The 20332-nt window shown below is 71.8% G+C and carries 17 protein-coding genes; 10 read left to right on the forward strand and 7 right to left on the reverse strand.

Annotated features, from left to right (window positions below):
* Positions 1 to 43: 43 nt before the first annotated feature.
* The 8 genes from ASE25_RS19475 (at position 44) to ASE25_RS19510 (ending at position 8208) form a co-directional block, all read left to right on the forward strand.
* Positions 44 to 1024, forward strand: coding sequence for a glycosyltransferase family 2 protein (locus tag ASE25_RS19475; RefSeq protein WP_082623002.1), 981 nt, complete (start codon positions 44 to 46; stop codon positions 1022 to 1024).
* Positions 1025 to 1086: 62 nt separating this feature from the next.
* On the forward strand, positions 1087 to 2307 hold the full coding sequence (locus ASE25_RS19480; RefSeq protein ID WP_056827082.1) for a CDP-glycerol glycerophosphotransferase family protein: 1221 nt from the start codon (positions 1087 to 1089) through the stop codon (positions 2305 to 2307).
* 159 nt (positions 2308 to 2466) lie between these two features.
* Positions 2467 to 3267 (forward strand): ABC transporter permease, encoded by an 801-nt coding sequence (locus tag ASE25_RS19485; RefSeq protein ID WP_056775719.1) that lies wholly within the window; start codon positions 2467 to 2469, stop codon positions 3265 to 3267.
* Complete coding sequence (locus ASE25_RS19490; RefSeq protein ID WP_056775721.1) at positions 3267 to 4022, forward strand: ABC transporter ATP-binding protein; 756 nt, start codon at positions 3267 to 3269, stop codon at positions 4020 to 4022. The genes ASE25_RS19485 and ASE25_RS19490 overlap by 1 nt, the downstream gene beginning before the upstream one ends.
* Positions 4019 to 5938, forward strand: coding sequence for a DUF5941 domain-containing protein (locus ASE25_RS19495; RefSeq protein ID WP_056827083.1), 1920 nt, complete (start codon positions 4019 to 4021; stop codon positions 5936 to 5938). Before ASE25_RS19490 ends, ASE25_RS19495 begins: the two co-directional genes overlap by 4 nt.
* Positions 5935 to 6753: a CDP-alcohol phosphatidyltransferase family protein gene (locus ASE25_RS19500; protein WP_056827084.1), complete on the forward strand. Its 819-nt coding sequence runs from the start codon at positions 5935 to 5937 to the stop codon at positions 6751 to 6753. Before ASE25_RS19495 ends, ASE25_RS19500 begins: the two co-directional genes overlap by 4 nt.
* A complete protein-coding gene (locus tag ASE25_RS19505) occupies positions 6753 to 7736 on the forward strand; it encodes a glycosyltransferase (protein ID WP_056827085.1) in 984 nt (327 codons plus the stop codon). Before ASE25_RS19500 ends, ASE25_RS19505 begins: the two co-directional genes overlap by 1 nt.
* 70 nt (positions 7737 to 7806) lie before the next feature.
* Positions 7807 to 8208 carry an adenylyltransferase/cytidyltransferase family protein gene (locus ASE25_RS19510; protein WP_020144383.1) on the forward strand — a complete coding sequence of 134 codons (402 nt, stop codon included), beginning with the start codon at positions 7807 to 7809 and terminating at the stop codon, positions 8206 to 8208.
* 72 nt (positions 8209 to 8280) lie between these two features.
* Here ASE25_RS19510 and ASE25_RS19515 read toward each other — a convergent pair whose 3' ends face one another.
* The 3 genes from ASE25_RS19515 to ASE25_RS19525 form a co-directional block, all read right to left on the reverse strand.
* Positions 8281 to 11415: a SpoIID/LytB domain-containing protein gene (locus ASE25_RS19515; protein WP_056827086.1), complete on the reverse strand. Its 3135-nt coding sequence runs from the start codon at positions 11413 to 11415 to the stop codon at positions 8281 to 8283.
* Positions 11416 to 11650: 235 nt separating this feature from the next.
* Positions 11651 to 12307 carry a 3-oxoacid CoA-transferase subunit B gene (locus ASE25_RS19520; protein ID WP_056827087.1) on the reverse strand — a complete coding sequence of 219 codons (657 nt, stop codon included), beginning with the start codon at positions 12305 to 12307 and terminating at the stop codon, positions 11651 to 11653.
* A 1-nt stretch (position 12308) separates the two neighbouring features.
* Positions 12309 to 13100 carry a CoA transferase subunit A gene (locus ASE25_RS19525; RefSeq protein WP_056827088.1) on the reverse strand — a complete coding sequence of 264 codons (792 nt, stop codon included), beginning with the start codon at positions 13098 to 13100 and terminating at the stop codon, positions 12309 to 12311.
* A gap of 245 nt (positions 13101 to 13345) precedes the next feature.
* Between ASE25_RS19525 and ASE25_RS19530 the strand changes: the two genes are divergently transcribed.
* Positions 13346 to 15205: a peptidoglycan-binding protein gene (locus tag ASE25_RS19530; RefSeq protein WP_056827089.1), complete on the forward strand. Its 1860-nt coding sequence runs from the start codon at positions 13346 to 13348 to the stop codon at positions 15203 to 15205.
* An 11-nt stretch (positions 15206 to 15216) separates the two neighbouring features.
* Here the strand turns inward: ASE25_RS19530 and ASE25_RS19535 are convergent, their stop codons facing one another.
* From ASE25_RS19535 to ASE25_RS19550, 4 genes are read right to left on the reverse strand one after another with little or no spacing between them, the layout of a single operon-like run.
* On the reverse strand, positions 15217 to 15945 hold the full coding sequence (locus tag ASE25_RS19535; RefSeq protein ID WP_056775736.1) for a TIGR03089 family protein: 729 nt from the start codon (positions 15943 to 15945) through the stop codon (positions 15217 to 15219).
* Positions 15945 to 17099, reverse strand: coding sequence for an LCP family protein (locus ASE25_RS19540; RefSeq protein ID WP_056775738.1), 1155 nt, complete (start codon positions 17097 to 17099; stop codon positions 15945 to 15947). The genes ASE25_RS19535 and ASE25_RS19540 overlap by 1 nt, the downstream gene beginning before the upstream one ends.
* A complete protein-coding gene (locus ASE25_RS19545; protein ID WP_056775741.1) occupies positions 17089 to 17517 on the reverse strand; it encodes a DUF2304 domain-containing protein in 429 nt (142 codons plus the stop codon). The genes ASE25_RS19540 and ASE25_RS19545 overlap by 11 nt, the downstream gene beginning before the upstream one ends.
* Positions 17514 to 18200, reverse strand: coding sequence for a glycosyltransferase family 2 protein (locus ASE25_RS19550; protein WP_056827090.1), 687 nt, complete (start codon positions 18198 to 18200; stop codon positions 17514 to 17516). Before ASE25_RS19550 ends, ASE25_RS19545 begins: the two co-directional genes overlap by 4 nt.
* Positions 18201 to 18298: 98 nt before the next feature.
* Here ASE25_RS19550 and ASE25_RS19555 point away from each other — a divergent pair, with 98 nt between their 5' ends.
* Positions 18299 to 20314 (forward strand): glycosyltransferase family 4 protein, encoded by a 2016-nt coding sequence (locus ASE25_RS19555; RefSeq protein WP_056827091.1) that lies wholly within the window; start codon positions 18299 to 18301, stop codon positions 20312 to 20314.
* Positions 20315 to 20332 lie beyond the last annotated feature (18 nt).

Genomic DNA, 20332 nt, shown 5'->3' on the forward strand with positions numbered 1-20332 from the left:
CCGGGCCATCGCGCCATGACACCCGACGACGAGAAGGACGCCTGTGGACCTGACTCCTGACCCCCAGCCCTCGGTCAGCGTCATCATGCCGATCCTCAACGAGGCGAGGCACCTTCGCGACGCCGTCGCGATGATCCTCGCGCAGGACTACTCCGGACCGCTCGAGATCGTCCTCGCGCTCGGGCCCTCGACGGACCGCACCGACGAGGTCGCCGCCGACCTCGCGGCCGCGGATGCCCGCGTGCACGTCGTGGCCAACCCGAGTGGGCGCACGCCCGACGGGCTCAACGCCGCCATCGGCGCCAGCACCGGCGCGGTCATCGTCCGCGTCGACGGTCACGCGGAGATCCCCGACGACTACATCAGCGTCGCGGTTGCCGAGCTGCTCCGGGTCGGCGCCGACAACGTGGGCGGGATCATGGACGCCCAGGGCACGTCGGCCTTCGAGCGCGCGGTGGCCGCCGCGATGCGCAGTCCGCTCGGCGTCGGGAGCGCCCGCTTCCACACCGGCGGCGAGCCCGGCGATGCCGACACCGTCTACCTCGGTGTCTTCCGTCGCGCGGCGCTCGAGCGAGTGGGCGGCTACGACCCGCACTTCGCCCGCGCGCAGGACTGGGAGATGAACCACCGCATCCGCGAGACGGGCGGCAAGGTGTGGTTCACACCCGACCTCAGGGTCACCTACCGCCCCCGCGCATCCGTCCAGGCCCTCGCCAAGCAGTACTTCCACTACGGACGGTGGCGCCGGGTCGTCGCGAGGCACCACGAGGGGACCATCAACCCGCGCTACCTCGCACCGCCGACGATGGTCGGCGTCACGACGGTGGCCACGATCGCCGGTTTCGTGTGGCCGCCCGCCTGGATCGTCCCGGCGGCGTACGCCGCGGGCGTGACGGCCGGCGGACTCGCCATCAGCAGGGGCGAGTCGGCGGCGACCCGGGCCGCGACGCCCGTCGTCCTCGCGACGATGCACTGGTCGTGGGGCATAGGGTTCCTGACGAGCCCGAGCAGCCTCAAGCGCTGATCCGCGGGCGACCCCGCCCGACCTCTCCTCACACGACACCTCATCGGAAAGGGACGTCGATCGTGCTCGACAACGCGAAGCTGCTGGTTCAGCTGGGCCAGCAGGCCGTCCGCCGCCAGATGGCCAAGCGCAAGCTCTCCGCGCGGATGGAGCGCTCGGGCCTCGAGCGCGGCACCGACGCCCCGTTCCGCTGCGCCGTCTACTTCTCCGACGAACCGGTCAACCTCTACCAGATCCGGCAGTGGTACGCCCCCCTCCAGGAGCTGGCCAAGACGCAGCCCGTCGTCGTCATCTCGCGCATGCCCGAGACGACGAGCCTGCTCCTCGACGAGTGCCCGCTCCCGGTCCTGCACGGACCTCGTGTCACCGACATCGAGGCGTTCATGGCGGCCCACGAGATCGGTCTCGTCCTCTACGTCAACCAGAACGTCCGCAACTTCCAGATGTTGCGCTTCGCCGAGCCGGCCCACGTGTTCGTGAGCCACGGCGAGAGCGACAAGTCCTACATGGCCTCCAACCAGCTCAAGGCCTACGACCGGGTCTTCATCGCGGGACCGGCCGCCGCCGAGCGCCTCAGCGGTGCACTCGTCGAGTTCGACGTCGCCACGCGAGCGGTCGAGATCGGTCGGCCGCAGGCGGACGTCACCTACGAGGCGCCGCAGTTGCCCGACGACGGGCGCACCACGATCCTCTACGCCCCCACCTGGGAGGGCGACCGCCAGAGCATGGCCTACGGCTCCATCGCGACCCACGGCGCGGCGCTGCTGACCAGCCTGCTCGCCGACCGCCGGTTCCGGATCGTCTACCGACCGCACCCGCGCTCGGGGACGTTCGACCCGGCATACGGCACGGCGTCGACGCACCTGGCCCGCCTCGTCGCGGAGGCCAACCACGCCGACCCCGCGGCCGGGCACCTCGTCGACACGGAGACGGCGTTCGGCTGGCACCTGGCCCGGCTCGACGCGTGCATCACCGACATCTCGGCCGTGGCCCTCGACTGGCTCGCCACCGGCAAGCCGCTCGTGCTGACGCGTCCCGCGAACCCGCGCGCCGACGTCGAGCCGACCCGGCTCAACACGAGCGTGCCGATGGTCGAGGTCGACCGCGCCCGCGAGATCATCGGCATCCTCGACGACGCGATGTCGGCGTCCGATGACTCCCGGGCCGGGGTCGTGCGGCACTACTTCGGCGACACGAGCCCCGGCGCAGCGACGCAGCGGTTCGTGCGGGCCTCGACCGATCTCATCGAGGCGCGGCTCACCCGGATGGTGCGCCAGACCTAGACCGACCCGAGAGTGCCCCGGCACGGACCCGTAGCGGCCGTGGACGCGGCACATGGCGAGCACCCCTAGACTTCGGCGAGGATCGGGTGGGGGACCGCCCAGCCCGGCCCTGGATGCAGAGGCCTCGAGACAGCACGAAGGAGAAGGTGGTCTGCGCGCATGATCGGCGTGTCCCAGTTCCGTGGCCTCATGGCCAACCGTCAGGTGGTGCGCACCCTCGTGGAGCGCGACCTGCGCGTCCGGTACGCCGGCAGCGTGCTCGGCTGGGTGTGGACGGTGCTCGACCCGCTGCTGATGGCCCTCATCTACCTGGTCGTCTTCACCGTGATCTTCCAGGCACGTCGAGGCGGCCACCAGCCCTACTTCCTGCACCTCGTGACCGGCCTGTTCCTGTGGCAGTGGTTCGCCCAGAACATGACGGAGACGTCGCGGGCGCTGCTGTCGGAGGCACGGCTCGTGCGGTCGGCCAACCTGCCGCGTGAGCTGTGGGTCGTGCGCGTCGTCCTCGCCAAGGGTGTCGAGTTCGTGCTGACCCTCCCGGTCATCGCCGCCTTCACGATCTTCTACATGATCACCGGGCAGACGAAGCTGCACTGGACCATCGTGCTCCTGCCCGTCTCGCTCGTGCTGACCTTCCTGCTGTCCGTGGGCATCGGCATGATCCTCGCGCCGGTCACCGTGCTCGTGAACGACATGGCTCGCGTCGTCCGCATCGTGCTGCGTCTCGGCTTCTACGCCACCCCCGTGCTCTACAGCGCCGACATGGCGCCGCCGGTGCTGCAGAAGCTGCTCCTGTTCAACCCGATGAGCGGCATCCTCGAGCTCTTCCGGTCCGGCTTCTTCAAGGGTGAGATGAACATCCTGTCGGTCAGCTCGGCCGTCGTGCTGACGGTCGTGCTGCTCTTCGTGGGGGCTTTCGTGTTCAAGCGGCTCGAGCCGGCCGTGCTGAAGGAGATCTGATGGCCAAGCCGGTGATCGAGGTGCGCAACCTCGGGATCGAGTTCTACCGCTCCCGTCGTCGGCGCATGTCGCTGCGCGAGATGGTGCTCAAGCGACAGAACAGCGCGCCGAGCGAGACGTTCTGGGCGCTGCGGAACATCTCCTTCGACGTCGCCCGGGGCGAGGCCGTCGGTCTCGTCGGCGGCAACGGCAGCGGCAAGAGCACGCTCCTGCGGATGATCGCCGGCGTCATGCTCCCCGACGAGGGGCACGCCACGGTCCGGGGCAGGGTCGCCCCGCTCATCGAGCTGACCGGTGGCTTCCTCGGTGAGCTCACGGCGCGCGAGAACGTCTATCTAGCGGCGGGTCTGCACGGCCTGACCAAGGAGCAGATCGACGCTCGCTTCGACGAGATCGTCGACTTCGCCGGCCCCCAGGTGCAGGCCGGCATGGACATGCCGTTCCGCCACTTCAGCTCCGGCATGCAGGTGCGCATCGCCTTCGCGCTCATCACCACCCTCGACCAGCCCGTCGTGCTCGTCGACGAGGTCCTTGCCGTCGGCGACCGCGCCTTCCGCGAGAAGTGCTACGAGCGGATGGAGAACATGCTCTCGGGCGGCAAGACGCTCTTCCTCGTGTCGCACAGCGAGCACGACCTGCGTCGCTTCGCCGAGCGTGGCCTCTACCTCGCGTCGGGCCAGCTCAAGAGCGACGGTCCCATCGACGAGGTGATCGCCCAGTACAACGCCGACGCCGACGCGGACGCCGCTTCGTGAGGCTCGACGAGCGCCCGCTCGTCGGCGACGCTCGTGCCCGGGCCGTGCACGGCCGGTCCTCCGGTGGCGACCTCCTCGTGGTCGGCGGTGCCCCGGCGTCGGACCTGCTCGAGTCGCTCGAGGCCTTCGGCCTCGCCCGCCACTTCGCGCCCGTCGACGCGCACACGGTCTCCTCGGACCTGCTGGCCGCAGCGGACGTGGCCGCGGCCGCGAGCGACGTGCCGCTCGTCGTGGTCAGCCACGACGTGCGGATCAGCCCCGTCGCCCTCCTCGACCTGCTCGACGGACCGCGCGACGTGACCTCGACCGCGGTCGTCGACGGCCCGGTCACCGACCTGCGCGGTGACGCCTCCGACGTGGCGCCGGGCGGCTTCGCCCCCGTGCGGGTCGACCCCGTGTCCCGACGCGTCACCTCCGTCGGGACCGTGCGGCACGTCGTGAGCGGACCGACGACGTATGCCGCCGGCATCCTGCGCGTCGCCGCGTCCGACCGCATCCGCGTGGCCGAGGTCCTTCGGGCGGCAGCGACGAGCGAGTCGGCAGGGGAGCCCGGCATCCAGGTCTTCGACCTGGCGGTGCTCGCCGTCGTCCGCGACGCCGTGGTCCCGGTCGCCGCGACACCCCTGGCCCACGTCACCGTCGAGCGCGGCCACGAGCAGCGTCCCGGCGTCGTCGGCTCCGCGTGGCAGCAGCGCCTCCGCGCCGCCTCGCGCGGCAATGACGGCGTCTTCTCGACGCACGCGATCCGTCCGCTCTCACGTCGCCTCACGGCATACGGCCTCGGGCGCGGCTGGACGCCCAACGTCGTGACGTTCGTCAGCCTCCTGCTCGGCCTGGCGGCGTGCGCCCTCGCCGCCTTCGACACGCGCTGGACGTGGGTGCTCGCCGCCGTCCTGCTCCAGGCCTCGCTCGTCGTCGACTGCGTGGACGGCGAGCTCGCCCGGTTCACGCGTCGCTACAGCCCCCTCGGCGGGTGGCTCGACGCGGTCAGCGACCGCATCAAGGAGTTCACGCTCGTGGCGGCCGTCGCGTGGGTCGCAGCGCGCCGGGGCGACGACCTGTGGTGGCTCGCCATCGTCGTGCTGGCCCTCCTAGCCGTCCGTCACGCCGAGGACTTCGCCTACGCGACCCGCCACCGTGCCCTCTCAGCCCGACCCGTCGTGCCACGCGCGCTCGACGTGCCCGGCGACGGGGGAGCGCAGGGGGCCCGCACCGACGTGCCGGCCGCGCCGACGGGCCGCGCCCGTCTCGTCCGCGACGTCAAGCAGGTGCTGCACCTGCCCATCGCCGAGCGCTACCTCGTCATGTCGGTCGGGCTCCTCCTCCACAGCCCTGCCCTCCTGCTGTGGGCGCTCGGGGTCGCGTCAGCCATCGCGTTCGCGTGGACCCAGGCGGGGCGCCTCGGCAAGGCCCTGACCGGGCGGGACCACTTCCGCGCCGACCAGCCCGACCCCACGCTGCCGCACCTCGTCGACCTCGCCATCGTGCCGCGACCGACCGGGCGCGGGCGGCTCGCCTGGCAGCTGCCCGGCCTGCTCGTCGCCGTCGAGGCGGCGGCCCTGCTCCTCGCCGCCGGCGGTGACCCGGTCGCCCGCGCCGCCGCGTACGCGTGGCTGGCGGCCGTGTGCTGGCACGTCTACGACAACGTCTACCGGCTGCGCGAGACCGGCCGCGGCACGCCGCACGCCCTCGTCCGCGCCACTCTCGGGGTCGAGGGCCGCGTCGTCGTCCTCGCGATCATCGGCGGCTTCACCGACCGGCCGGCCGTGCCGCTGCTCGTCGGCGCGGTCCTGCTCATCGTGGCGTATGCCGCCGAGTCCGCCCGCGCGTGGCGCGCGGTCATCGGGTCGGCCCCCTCCGGTGGGGCCACCGATGCGGCAGCGGACGGGTCGACACGGCAGGATGGCTCCTCGTGACGCACGACCCGACGCACGACCCGACGAACGACCGTCCGAGCATCGCCGAGCTCAAGGCCGTCGCGCAGCCGCCCGAGCACATCGCCCGCTACAACGCGGAGCACTGGGCCGGCGCGCTCTACATCCGTCACCTCTCGATCTACGCGACGCGCGCCCTCCTCCCGACGCACATCTCGCCCAACGGCGTCACGTGGCTGATGATCCTCACCGGCCTCGTCGGTGCGCTCGCCATCCCGTTCGGCGGTCTCGTCGGGCCGATCGTCGCGGTCCTCGCCATGCAGCTGCAGATCCTGCTCGACTGCTCCGACGGTGAGGTCGCCCGGTGGCGCCAGCGGTTCTCGCCCGCCGGCATCTACCTCGACCGCATCGGGCACTACGTCACCGAGGGGGCGATCCCCGTCGCGATCGGCCTCCGAGCCGACGGGTGGAGCCTGTCGGCGCCCGGCGACGTCGGGGGCTGGACGGCGCTCGGCATGCTCGTGGCGCTCGGCGTCCTGCTCAACAAGGCCTTCACCGACCTCGTCCACGTGGCCCGCGCCAAGACCGGACGCCCGCCGCTCGAGGACGTCGAGGGCACGGCCCGCCCCAAGGCGTCGGGCATGGCGCGCCTGCGACGCGCCTTCGACTACGTGCCGATCTTCAGGGCCTTCGTCGCCGTCGAGGCCTCGATCCTCGCGCTCGTCGCTGCCGTCGTCGACGCCGTCCACGGCGACCTGCTCGGCACGCAGGTCCTCGTCATCGCGATGGTGCCGCTCATCGTCGTCACGGCCGGGGGCCATCTGCTGGGCGTGCTGTCCAGCTCGAGGCTCGACTGATGACCGGCAGCGAGGCGTCGGTCGCGCCGCTCCCGGTGCTCCAGTGGGCCCAGGAGCACGGCGAGGTCGGCGGGGTGCGCACGAGCCACGCCCAGCTGACGAGCGTCCTTCGGGCAGAGGGCATCCCGGTGTCCTACGTCGACACGGGATCGGCGCGGCGCGCTGCCTCGATGCTGCCGCGGCTCACGCACCGGTCGCTTCACCTGCTGCACCTGACCCGCCTGTGGCGGGCCATGCTGCTCGCACCCGTCTTCGCACTGCTGTCGGGCCGCACCGTCCTCGTGCTCCACTCCGGCTCGACCGGGGGGCAGGTCGCGCGGATGACCGCCTGGCGCCGTCGGGCCCTGGTGCTCGCGCTCTACGCCTATGACGAGATCTGGGCGGTCAACGACGAGATCGGGGCCATCCTCCCCGCCGCGCTGCGTGCGCGGATCACCGTCGTGACGCCCTTCGACTCGTCCGCGGCTCCGGTGCCGAGCCCGTACGAGCGGCAGCCCCACGCACTCGCCCTCGCGACGAACGCCGGTCTGGCGCACTACAACGCCCAGCTCGGCATCGACACGGTCCGTCGCGTGCGTGAGCGCTGGAGCGACGCGACGCTCACGGTCCTCGCCTACGGCCACGACTCCCCGGAGGTCGAGGCGCTGCGTCGTCTCGGCGAGGTGGAGCCGTGGCTGACCGTGGCCTTCGACTCCAGCGCCGACGAGGTGTCGGCCGTCCTGTCCCGCGTCGGCACGTTCCTGCGGCCCACGAGCTGGGACGGTGACTCCGTCATCGTCCGGGAGGCCCAGGCGGCCGGAGCCACCGTCGTCGCCAGTGACACGGCGCCCCGGCCGGCCGGCGTCGTGCTCGCCCCTCTCGATGCCGAGGCGCTCGCGGCAGCCGTCACCGACGGGGGCCCCGTGAGCGACGGCAGTGGTCTCGCCCAGACGACCCTGGCCGACGCGGTGCGCTCCGCCGAGTCCGCGGCGACTCGTCGCTGAGCACCCGGACCGGTACCCTCGCTGACGACGCGATGGGTCTCCCACCCCGTCCACCTGCCCTAGGAGAAGAGTGACCCACCGGACCGTCATCACCTTCGGGACCTTCGACGTCTTCCACGTCGGGCACGTCCGAGTGCTCCAGCGAGCCGCCGAGCTCGGCGACCGCCTCGTCGTCGGAGTCTCGGCCGACGCGCTCAACATCGCGAAGAAGGGTCGCCCGCCCGTCTTCAACCAGGACGAGCGCCTCGAGATCATCTCGGCGCTCAAGGTCGTCGACGAGGTCTTCGTCGAGGAGTCCCTCGAGCTCAAGCGCGACTACATCGTCGAGCACGGTGCCGACGTCCTCGTCATGGGCGACGACTGGGCCGGCAAGTTCGACTGGGTCGGCGACGTGTGCGAGGTCGTCTACCTGCCGCGCACGCCGTCGGTGTCGACGACCGGCCTCATCGAGCACATCGCCAGCCTCGGCTGAGGTGCTCGCACACCGCCACGGAAGGGGCCCGGGACCGATGCACCCGGTCCCGGGCCCCCGCCGACGGCAGCCTTACTGCCCCCAGGCGGCCGTCGACGCGTAGGTCCCCGCGGAGAGCGGAGACGTGAGCCGAGCCGCTCCCTGGACGCGGTAGACGAGCAGCCTCCCGTCGCTCGCGCGTCGGGCCAGGATGTCGTCGCGGCCGTCACCGGTGATGTCACCCGCGCCGCGGACCGCGCTCATGGCGTTCCACCCGCCCAGACCGATGACCTGTGCAGCACCGAGGGTTCCGGATCCCGAGCCCGGGTAGAGCACCAGGGCGCCGTCGGACGCCCGGACGCACAGGAGATCCGGATGTCCGTCACCCGTGAACTCGCCAGCACTGAGCTGCGTCAGCCGGCTCCAGCCCGACGCGATGGTCGAACTGCTCCGGATGCCGCCGGCTCCGTTCCCTCGGTGCAGCACGACTCTGCCGTCGGTCCACCGCGTGACGAAGTCCGTGTAGCCGTCCTCGTCGAAGTCGCCCACGGGCAGGATGTGGCTGGCGCCGGTCCATCCCGACGCGAGCAGCGTGCGCCCCGCATTGAGGTTGCTGCGTCCCAGGCCCGGATAGACCCACACCTGTCCCGCCTTGTCGATGGCGGCGACGTCGCCGAGGTTGTCCTGGGTCCACGGCCCGATCAGGGCAGTCGCTCGCATGTCGGCGAAGCCGCTCCCCGCGATCTGTCTCACGGTGAAGCTCAGGGACCCGGTGTACGAGAGGGTCTTCATCGCGCCGCCCGATGGCAGAAGTACATCCGCGAGGGAGTCGCCCGTGACGTCACGAGGGGAGAAGTTCGTCGACCACGGGGGTGTCGACGTCACGACCCACCACGTGCTCCGCAGCTTCTGCGAGGTGCGGAAGGCGTCCGCCGACACCGTCACTGTCGATGCCGACCCCGTCAGCGTGACGGAGGCGACGCGTCCTCCCCATGTCCCGCTGCCGCCGCCACCGACACGGGGACCGACCGTCAGGCGGACGAACCGTCCGATCGTCGGGTAGGCGCGCTCCACCGAACCGACCGGGAGCGTGGCAGTCCACGAGTGCGGGTTGGACGACGAGGCGACCGCGCCGTCGTAGGGGTCGGTCTTGCCCGGGAGGTAGGCCGTGCCGCCACTGACCGTGCGCCCACCGTTCGACGCGGAGTACTGGGTGAAGGCGGGCTTGCCTCCGTAGGTCAGGACGGTCCCGGCCGTGGCCGTCGTGGCGTTCGTCGAGCGCGTGTCCTCGTAGCGGCGCACGAGGGTGCCTGCCGAGCTGTAGTCGGCGATGCCGTTGTACGCCTGGCACGACACGTCGCAGATGTCGTAGACGCGGGAGCCGGCAGCGGCACGCGAATGGGCGGCATACGTGCGGGCGGCCACGGCCTGCGCCGACAGGGCTGCTGCGGGCCAGCTCGCCGACATCTCGACGGGCACCACGGCGCGTGTGTAGCGCTCGGAGCCGACGAGGTTGACGGCGTATGCCTTCCCGGAGACGGGCACGACGCGGACCGACCCTGCGTACTCCCGTTGGGTGCCGCTCGGCAGCAGCACCCGGACCGACGACGTGGAGGGGCGGCTCACCGTGAGCGGCAGCGTCGAGCCCCGCCATGTCGTCACGGTGGACCAGCCCGCGCCCGAGTTCGCCTGCAGCGTCAGGGCCGAGCCTTCCGGGACGATGCGCCATCGGTACGCGCTCGAGAGGGTGGACTGCCGCTTGCCGTCCGAGATGACCATGCCGCTGACCTTCGAGAACTGGGTGCCCGACGTGCCGACGGCCGAGAGCCACACGCGCAGCGTCGGGTCGGCCTGGGCGGCGCGCGTCGTGCCGGGGTAGTAGAAGCCGACGATCTGCTGCCACGTCAGGGCCTTCGTGGCCGCGCCGTAGGCACCCCACTGTGAGAGGCCGACGCCGTGGCCGAATCCGTGGCCCGCCAACGTCAGGACACCGTTCGTGGGGCGAGGGTAGGTCTCGGACGCGGCCCGCGGGGCCATCGGGTTCCATTGCCCGTCACGCCAGATCGCGCCGGCGTTGCTGCGGATCGTCGGCAGCTGCTTGGCGTATGCCGTGTCGCCCGGGCAGCCGGTCAGGCTGAGGTCGCGGTGTCCGACGGTCCGCGGCAGCGTCACCTTCTGGCCCGGGTCGAACTTCGAGTTGCCGCTGGAGGTCAGCGTCACCGACGATGTCGGGTCGAAGAGGGACCGGTCGGCCTCCCAGGCGACGAGCTTGGTCACGGTGCTCTGGGTGGCGGCCGGGAAGGGGACCGACGTGAAGTCGCCGATGACCGAGATGCCTGTCGTCTCGGCGTTGAAGCCGCCGGCCTGGGCGCCCTGGACGAAGCCGGCCGGGCTGCCCTTGCGGCCCTCGTACGCACGGCCGAAACGGTCGACGAGGATCTGGTAGCCGATGTCGCACCAGCCCTGGCTCTGCGTGTGGTACGCGTAGATCGAGCGGATGATGGCGGGCGCCTGGTCGGCGGTGTAGGTGTTCGAGTTGACCGTGTGGTGCACGACGACGGCCTTGAAGCCGGGGAGGCGCTCGGCGTCGCACGTGCGCAGGCTCTCGTCTGCGCCCCACTGCGCGCGCGAGATGATCGTTGGTCGGGTGACGGCCGCGACGGCCGAACCAGCGGGGGCGGAGAGTGCGTCGTCCGCGCTCGACCGGCCGCCGTCGACGAGACTCGCCCGGAGACCGCGCGGGAGGGTGCCGTCGGGGGTGGTGACCCGGATGTCGATCCCGTCCGAGCCCGCCGCGGCCACGGCCTCGGTGCCCGGGCGCGCGTGGCGGGCGTCGGCCGAGCCGGGGTCGGGTCCGTCGCCGTCGAGGCCGAGGTCGGTCCAGCCCGACCACCCGCTCTCCCCGTGGGTGCGCACCTCGACGTGGGTGCCGGCGGGTGGCGTCGTGTCGAAGGTGACGCCGGCGAGGTCGAAGTCGACACCCTGGACCTGCTTCGTGGCCACGACGGGGTCGCCCGCGCCGTGTCGGTCACCGGTGGCGGCGGCGGTCCCGGAAACGGTCGCGGACCGTTTCGCGGTGCCCGTGCCGACGCCCGCGACGGCCGGGACGGCGACGTCGTGGACGACCGGTGAGACGGGGCGCGGCGTAGCGCCGGATGTCACGGTGGGGACCACCATGAAGGTGGCGGTCAGCGCGACGACGGCGAACGAGGTGGGGATGGGGCGCACGGGAGTCACTCCTGGGTCGGAAGACGCAATGGTCCCAAATGTCCCATTTATCGGAGTGAACGCAAGGCATTGGTGGCCAATTCGTGACCGTGCCAGCCGAATTCACAGGAAATGCGGCATCGCCTGTCCCGTGAATGACAGCGGACGGTAAATTCCGGCGCCTGCCGGTGAATGGGAAAAGGCGCGGTCACGACCTTCGTGACCGCGCCTTTCCCGGTGGTCCGGAGGCCGGGGCTCAGCCGTGCGACGGCGCCGGCTGGAGGTCGACCGTGAGCTCGGGCTCGGTCTTCTCGCGCACCTCGGCCTCGGTGACCCCGGGCGCGAGCTCACGCAGCACGAGGCCGGTCTCGGTGACGTCGAGGACGCAGAGGTCGGTGATGATGCGCTGGACGACGCCGCGCCCCGTGTAGGGCAGCGAGCACTCCTTGACGATCTTGTAGGAGCCGTCCTTGGCGTTGTGCTCCATGAGCACGATGACCTTCTTGGCACCGTGCACGAGGTCCATCGCGCCGCCCATGCCCTTGACCATCTTGCCGGGGATCATCCAGTTGGCGATGTCGCCGCCCTGCGAGACCTGCATGGCGCCGAGGATGGCGGCGTCGACCTTGCCGCCGCGGATCATCCCGAAGCTCGTCGCCGAGTCGAAGAAGGCCGCGCCCTTGCGCAGGGTGACGGTCTCCTTGCCGGCGTTGATGAGGTCGGGGTCCTCGTCGCCGTCGATCGGGTAGGCGCCGACGCCGAGGATGCCGTTCTCGGACTGGAGCACGATCTCGACGTCGTCGGGGACGTAGTTGGGCACGAGCGTCGGCAAGCCGATGCCGAGGTTGACGTAGGCACCGTCGGCCAGCTCGGCGGCGGCGCGGGCCGCCATCTGCTCACGGGTCAGAGCCATCTCAGGCCTCCTGCTCGGTCGTCGTGCGCGGGCGGACGGTGCGGCGCTCGATGCGCTTGTCAGCGGCCTGCTCGGGGGTCAGCGGGAGGACGCGCTGCACGAAGATGCCGGGCAGGTGGATCTCGTCGGGGTCGAGCTGGCCGGGCTCGACGAGCTCCTCGACCTCGGCAACGGTGACGCGGCCGGCCATGGCGCACAGCGGGTTGAAGTTGCGGGCGGACTGGTTGAAGACGAGGTTGCCGTGGCGGTCGCCCTTCGCGGCCCGCACGAGCCCGAAGTCGGTCGTGATGGCCTGCTCGAGGACGAACGTCCTCGTCTCGCCCATCCACTCGAAGTCCTGGGTCTGCTTCGGCGGGGACGCCACGGCGATGGTGCCGGAGTCGTCGTAGCGCCAGGGCAGTCCGCCGTCGGCGATCTGGGTGCCGACGCCCGTCATCGTGAAGAACGCGCCGATGCCGGACCCGCCGGCGCGCAGGCGCTCGGCGAGCGTGCCCTGCGGCGTCAGCTCGACCTCGAGCTCGCCGGAGAGGTACTGCCGCTCGAACTCCTTGTTCTCACCGACGTACGAGCTGACCATGCGGCGGATCCTCTTGTCGCGCAGCAGGATGCCGAGGCCCCAGTCGTCGACGCCACAGTTGTTCGAGACGGCCTCGAGGTCGGTGAGGCCGGCGTCGTGGATCGCCGCGATGAGGACGGAGGGGATGCCGCAGAGACCGAAACCGCCGACCGAGAGCGACATTCCGTCGCTGATCCCGGCGATGGCCTCCTGGGGGGTGGAGACGACTTTGTCCATGGGTCGGACTCTATCCGCGCCGTCGCGCCCGGGTGCCGTGGGGTCGTCCCACACGAGCGCGCCGACCTGTGGTCGCCGAGCACGTATGCCGTACGGCGTGCGGGGGAGGGAATGACAGTCGTGTCATTTGTGACCCCAGCGAAGAACACGTCTGTAATTCGTCGAACCGCCTTGTGATGGGTGTGACTGGAGTGCATAAATGGTGCGGGAGTAAACCCGCTCCCTCCCCTGACAAGAGGTTCACCATGGCCTTGCGCCGACACCGACTGGGCCTCGTCCTCGCTCTTCCCGCGCTGACCGTGCCCATGACGGCGAGCCCGGCTGCGGCGGTCCAGGCGCCGCCGACCCGGACGCTCCCGAGCACCCTCGACGTGTACGTGCCCTACCAGGAGCAGACGGTCTGCGACCCCGTGGCGCGTCCTGGCGTGCTCGCGTTCGCCCGGCTCATGACCTCTCACTACGGGATGGGCTCGACGGGACTCATCGGGCGCGCCTGCGGCAGCGGTCCGTCGGAGCACTACGACGGGCGGGCCTGGGACTGGATGCTCAACGTCGACAACCCTTCGCAGGAGGCCGTCGCCCAGTCGGTGCTCGCGTGGCTGACCGCCCCCGACAAGAACGGCGTCAAGGGCGCCATGGCCCGTCGCTTCGGGATCATGTACATCATCCACGACCGCAAGATGTGGCGCTCCTACGCGACGGAGCGGGGCTGGGCGCCGTACTACGGCTCATCGCCCCACACGGACCACGTGCACTTCAGCTTCAACTACGACGGGGCGGCCGGCCGCACGTCGTGGTGGACGGGGGTCGCGACCCGCAGCTACCTCACCTCGCTCCCGCCGGCGGCGACGACGCTGCCGACGACCCCGCCCAGCACCCCGACGCCGTCGACGCCCGTGACGACGAAGCCCGTGCTGCTCTCCTACGGCATGCGCTCCGAGGCGGTGCGCCAGCTGCAGGTCCGGCTCGGCAACCTGCCCACGACCGGCTACTTCGGCGACCAGACCAAGGCCCGTGTCGTCGCCTACCAGACCTTCGTCGGGCTGCCGCGGACCGGCGTCGCCGACCTGCGGACACAGGAGATCCTCGCGGCCCGCGGGTGGCGGAGCGTGACCGCGGCCTACCCGACGCTGAAGCCGGGGACGACCTCGGCCGCCGTCAGGACCCTCCAGGGCAAGCTCGGCTCGCTGCCGACCACCGGCTACTACGGCAGCCTGACCCAGGCTCGGGTGACGGCGTACCAGAAGTTCGTCGGCCTGCCGCAGACCGGAGTCGCCGACCCGGTGACGCAGGCCCGACTCTGGGTGCGCGGCTGGACCGGGACCGCTGCGGCGTCCGGCACGACGACGAAGGCCTACCCGACCCTGCGGTTCGGGATGACGTCGGCGGCGGTCAAGGCGCTCCAGGCCAGGCTCGGCTCGCTGCCGACGACCGGCTACTACGGCACGCTGACGCGCGCCCGGGTGACGGCCTACCAGCGCTTCGCCGGGCTGCCGCAGACCGGTGTCGCCGACTCGGCCACGCAACAGCGGCTCTACACGCGCGGCTGGTCGGCGACGACGAGCACCGTCGCGCTCGTCACCAGCACCACCACGGCCGGGAGGGACCTCGCCATGACCACCTATGCCAGCACGTCGTCACGCAGCAGCGCCGGGGTCGCCAGCGTCGACATCGCCACGAGCTACACGGCATACAAGAGCCTGACGCTCGCGACCGGGTCGCGCGGCGCCGCGGTGCGCGTCCTCCAACGGGCGCTCGGCGGCCTCGCCGTCGACGGTGTCTTCGGCTCCGTCACACGCGACAAGGTCGTCTCGTTGCAGCGCTCGCTCGCGCTGCCACAGACCGGGGTCATGACCCCCGAGCTCTGGGACGTCCTCGAGGCCCGTGACTTCCCCTTCGTGGCCGACCGTTCGACGGTGCTGCGCGCGGGTGACACGGGACCTCAGGTCGTCGCCGTGCAGCGCCTGCTCGGCGTCCGTCAGACGGGCGTCTTCGACCTGGCGACGCGCGAGGCCGTCAAGGCCGTGCAGGCGCGGGCGGGCCTCGCCAGCACCGGGGTCGTCGCGTCCCGGACCTGGTCGCTCTTCGACCGGCTGTCGGCGTAGAGCCTTGTCGCTCAGGCGCTCTCGCGGGCGTCGACGGTGACGCCCTCCGAGGCGAAGCGGTCTGCGAGGTCGTCGCGCTGACCGCGCACGAGCACGACCGACCCGTCGACCGCCCAGGCGGCGAGCGCCCGGCGCAGCACCGGCTCGAGGGCGCCGCCGAGCACGACGCGCGGGGACGTGCCCCAGCCGTCCTCGGGCGCGACGACGGCGCCGTATGCCGTGTCGACGCCGTCCGCCGCCAGCGCGACGTCGCCGGGCTCGGCGTCGGACATCGGCGAGAAGAGGTCGCCATGGGTGGCCAGCTCGCGGGCCTCGTCGACGGCGCCACCCGCATCGTCGGCCTCCGGGTGCCGACGGGCCAGGGCCGGCAGCGAGACGAGCACCGCGTCACCTCCGTGGCCGGCGGCGGCAGCGGGGGAGCCGGTGACGAGCACGTCGGCCCCGGTGGCCGCGTCGCCGACGACGACCGTCGCGCCGACCGACCACGCCGCGAGGGCCCAGTAGAGCGAGCGCCAGTGCGCCGGGAGGTCGATGCCGACCGTCGTGCCGGGGCCCGCCGCGGCGTCGTCCTGGAGGAGGTTCGCAGCCTTGGCGACCCAGTTGGCCAGGACGCGGGCGCTGAGCTCGATGCGCTCGCCCGCGGTCGGTCCCGGCTCGTCGTCGTACCACGTCAGGCGCGGCCGGCCCGGGTCCGCGGCGACCATCCGCGCGAGCACGTCGGCGGGCAGCAGGTCGGCCATCAGCTGTTCTTCGCTCCTTCGACGGTGGTGCCGGCTGGCGGCTCGGTCAATGGCTCGTCGTCCTTGAGGGCCTTGAAGAGCGCCTTGGCGCGCTCGGTGTCCCACTTGACGGCGAGGGCGCCGGCGCTCGTGCGGTAGGCGAGGTCGGAGGTCGGCACGGACAGGGAGAGGCCCTCGTCGTTGCTGACGGCACGCATGGCCTGGAGCACCCGGACGGCGTCCACGATCCCCGTGTCCTGGCCGACCGCGAGGCCCGCTGCGGAGGCGTCGGCGAAGCTCTTGTAGCGCCAGGGGATGAGCACGGTCGAGGGCGTCGCGGCCTTCTTCATGAGCGCGCCGAGGAACTGGCGCTGCCGGGCGGCGCGCCCGATGTCGCCCAGCGGGTCCTCGTAGCGGGAGCGGACGTAGCCGAGGGCATTGCCACCGTCGAGCGTCTGGCAGCCCTTCTTGAGGTCGATGCCGGCCTTCTTGTCCTTCATGTCGCGCGGCACGCAGAGGTCGACGCCGCCGACGCTGTCGACGACGGCGGCGAAGCCACCCAGGCCGATCTCGATGTAGCCGTCGACGTGGATGCCGGTGACCTGCTCGACGGTGTCGGTCAGCAGCTTGGGTCCGCCGATGGAGTACGCGGCGTTGATCTTGTTGGAGCCGTGCCCAGGGATGGGCACGTAGGAGTCGCGGGGGAGCGAGACCATGACCGGCTTGCCGCCGCTCTCGGAGACGTGGACGAGCATGATCGTGTCGGTGCGGTTGCCGGCCGCGTTGCCCGTCGCGTACTTCTTGCGCTGCTCCTTGGTCAACCCCTCACGGCTGTCGGAGCCCACGAGGAGGTAGTTGTAGCCCGACGTGTCGGTGGGCCGCTCGCCAGCGGGGATGTTGTCGACCTTGTTGACGGCCCCCCACGCCTGCATCGGCACCCAGACCATGAAGCCGATCCAGGCCAGGAGCAGCACGAGCAGCACGACGAGCGCGATGCGTCCTCGGCGCCAGCGGTAGCGGGGCTCACGCGCCGGGGTGTCCGGTCCGGCGTCCCTCTCGTCGATGCGCGAAGCGGCGACGGCCGCGCCGCCGGGTCGCTTGGGGCCACGCCGGGTGTCGACGACGTAGGCGTCGTCATGGCCGGGACGACGCGGAGTGCTCGGATCAGTCGGCATCGGCTGCCTTCACGCTCGGGGACGGGGGAACTTCGCCGGACAGTGTGACAGCCGTTCCTGTCGACTTCACGTGCTCGGCTGCGGACCCCGCCTCGTCGAGGGCGATGCGGCGCGCCAGGCGGGTGTAGCGCGTCTCCATCGCACGGAAGCGCTTGTAGGTCGTCACGACGAAGCCGAGGAAGGCCACGACCAGCCCGTAGAGGATGAGGTCGGCGCCGCGTCCGATCCCCAACGCCTTGGCGAGGTTGGTCCACGTCTTGCTCGGGTCGATGATCGAGTAGATGACGAGGCCGAGCAGGAAGAGCAGCCCCAGGCGACGCAGCGCCTGCGTGCGCTGTCCCGAGCCGATGAGCAGCCGCCAGGCGATCGCGAGGACCGCGGCGATGAGCAGGATCTGGATGACACTCTGTCGACTCATCGCCAGATCAGCTCCGCGAGGATGTTGACGGCGTTCCAGAGCGACTGGCCCTTGGCCTTGGAGTAGTCGGTGTAGAGGATGTGCACGGGCTCCTCCGCGTAGGCGACCTTCGCGCCGTCGAAGCGCATCGAGCCGATCTGGGCGACGATCTCGGAGGCGTGCGCCATCCGGTTCTGGGTGATGTCGAGGCGCTGCACGACGTCACGGTGCAGGACGCGCAGGCCGTTGTGCGCATCGGTCAGTCGGGTGCCCGTCGTGAAGTTCGTGTAGGCGACCGCGGCCCGCAGGACGAGCCGCTTCGAGGCCGAGGCGTCGGTGCGCTCGTCAAGGAAGCGTGAGCCGAACACGACACGCACGTCGCCCTGCCGGATGCGGTCGACCATGACCTCGGCGTCGTGGATCTGGTGCTGGCCGTCGGCGTCGTAGGTGACGACGTAGCGCATGGCCGGGTCGCCCAGGGCGTAGTCGAAGCCCGTTTGCAGGGCCGCGCCCTGCCCGAGGTTGACGGGGTGGCGCACGACGGCCGCACCCGCCTGCTCGGCACGGTCGGCCGACCCGTCGTGCGACCCGTCGTCGACGCACACGATGTTGGGGAAGACGGCGCGGGCCTCGCGCACGACGTCGGCGATGACGGCTGCCTCGTCGTAGAGCGGCACGACCAGCCACACGTCCTCGTTCTGCATGCGCCCAGCGTAGAGCGCCGTCGGTGCCCTGACCGACACGCGAGGCGCGCGCGGCAGCACGCCCGGGAGCCGGGGCCGGGAACTAGAGTCGGGGCACCATGACGGACGACTCGACGGGCTCGGCCGCGCTCCGCATCGCGATCGTCGGCCCGACCCACCCGCACAAGGGCGGCGTCGCCGCGCACACGACGATGCTCGCCCACCACCTCGCGGACGCCGGGCACGACGTCACGCTCGTGTCGTGGGCACACCTCTACCCCTCGAAGCTGCACCACGCCGATGCGTCCGTGCCCGACGGGGTGCCCGAGGTGCCTCCGTTCCCGCGGACGATCCGGGCGCTCAGCTGGGCTCGGCCCGACACGTGGGTGCGGGCCGGTCGGCGGCTGCGCGATGTCGACGCGATCCTCGTCGTCCACGTCATGCCTCCCGTCGTCCCAGCCCACCTGGCGCTGCTGCGGGCCGCTGGCGCCGTGCCGGGTGGTGATGGTCCGCGCCCTCAGTCGGTCGTCGTCTGCCACAACGTCCTGCCGCACGAGCCGCACCCGGGTGATGCCCGGCTCATGTCAGTGCTCTTCTCGCGCGTCGACTCCGTGCTCGTGCACAGCGCCGACCAGGCCACGGTGGCCCACGAGCTGGGGGCCCGACGAGTCTCCGTCGCCGACCTCCCGCCCCACCTCCCCGGGGGCGACCCGATCCACCGCGGACCGCGGCCCGGTCCCACCCGCCTGCTCGCCCTCGGCCTGATCCGGGAGTACAAGGGCATCGACGTGCTCCTGCGCGCCATGCGGACCGTGCCCGAGGTCACCCTCACGATCGCCGGTGAGATCTGGGGCGCCAACCGCGGCGTGATCAGCCGCCTCGCCTCGGACCCGGCGCTCGCCGGGCGGGTCGAGATCCGCGACGGCTACGTCCCCGCCGACGCGCTCGCCTCGCTCCTCGCCGACCACGACGTGCTCGCGCTGCCCTACCGCTCGGCGACGGCCTCGCAGAACGTCATCCTCGGCCACGCCCACGGGCTGCCCGTCCTCGCCTCCGACATCGCCCCCTTCTCCCAGCAGGTGGCCGACGGCGTCAACGGGATCCTCGTCCCGCCTGAGGACGAGCGAGCGCTCGCGGGTGCGCTGCGCCGTCTCGGCGACCCCGACGTCCGCCGCCGCCTCGCCGAGGGCGTGCAGACCCCCGACCTGTCGGGACCGTGGGCGCACTACCTCGGAACCCTCGAGGCGCTCTCCGTCGACGAGAGCGTGCTGCTCGGCGACCCGGGCCTCCCCGCCGACGAGCCCGGCGTGCCTGCTGACGACCCCGACGACCCCGACGACCCCGACGACCTCCACCCCAGGGACGACGATGGGCCGGCGGAGCAGGGCCTGCTCCCACACGCCCGCCGCGTCCTGGGTCGCGGGGCTCGCAGCGTCGCCGGCCGGGCCCGTCGCAGCGCGACCCGGGCCGTGGCGGCGCGGCGTCCGCTCGTCTCGCTCCGTCCCGACGACCTTCCCGAGTGGGTGCTCGCGACCGACGTGCTGGGCGAGCCCGACGAGGCCGACGACGCCCGCCGGCTCTCACGCATCCTCGGCCTGCCGCGATCCCTCGACAGCGTCTCGGCGTGGGCGGCCCTCGGCAGTCTCGCCGCGATCCTGCGGGTGCGCGACGACGGCCGCCGGAGCGCCGTGATCGTCGACGAGGGCGGCACGCGCTCCCTCCTCTCCCGGTGGGCCCGCGCGGTCGGCTTCGCCCCCGTCGAGATCGACTTCACCGGCTCGCACCCGAGCGTGGCGGCGCTCGACGTCGACACCGGATCCCTCGACGTCATCGTCCGCATCCACCCCCATGGCTGCGACGCCGACGACGTCGACCACGTGCTCGAGCAGGCCTCGTGGGCGCTGCGCTCCGGCGGCCTCCTCGTCGTCACGGTCCCGATCGGCCCGCGCGCGGCCGAGGGGGCCGTCGGACCCGCCGACGTGCGTGGCATCCTGGCCCGCGCCCACGACCTCGGGTTCGTGCTCATCGGCGACCTCGACGGCGACGTCAACGCCCGGATGCGGGAAGCGGCGTCACGCGCCCGGGCCGACGACGCGGCATACGGCCTCGTGCGTCTCACGCTGCGACGGCGCTGAGCACCCGGATGACGCTGC

Origin of the sequence: Terrabacter sp. Root85 (assembly GCF_001429185.1) — a bacterium.
Lineage (GTDB): Bacteria > Actinomycetota > Actinomycetes > Actinomycetales > Dermatophilaceae > Terrabacter.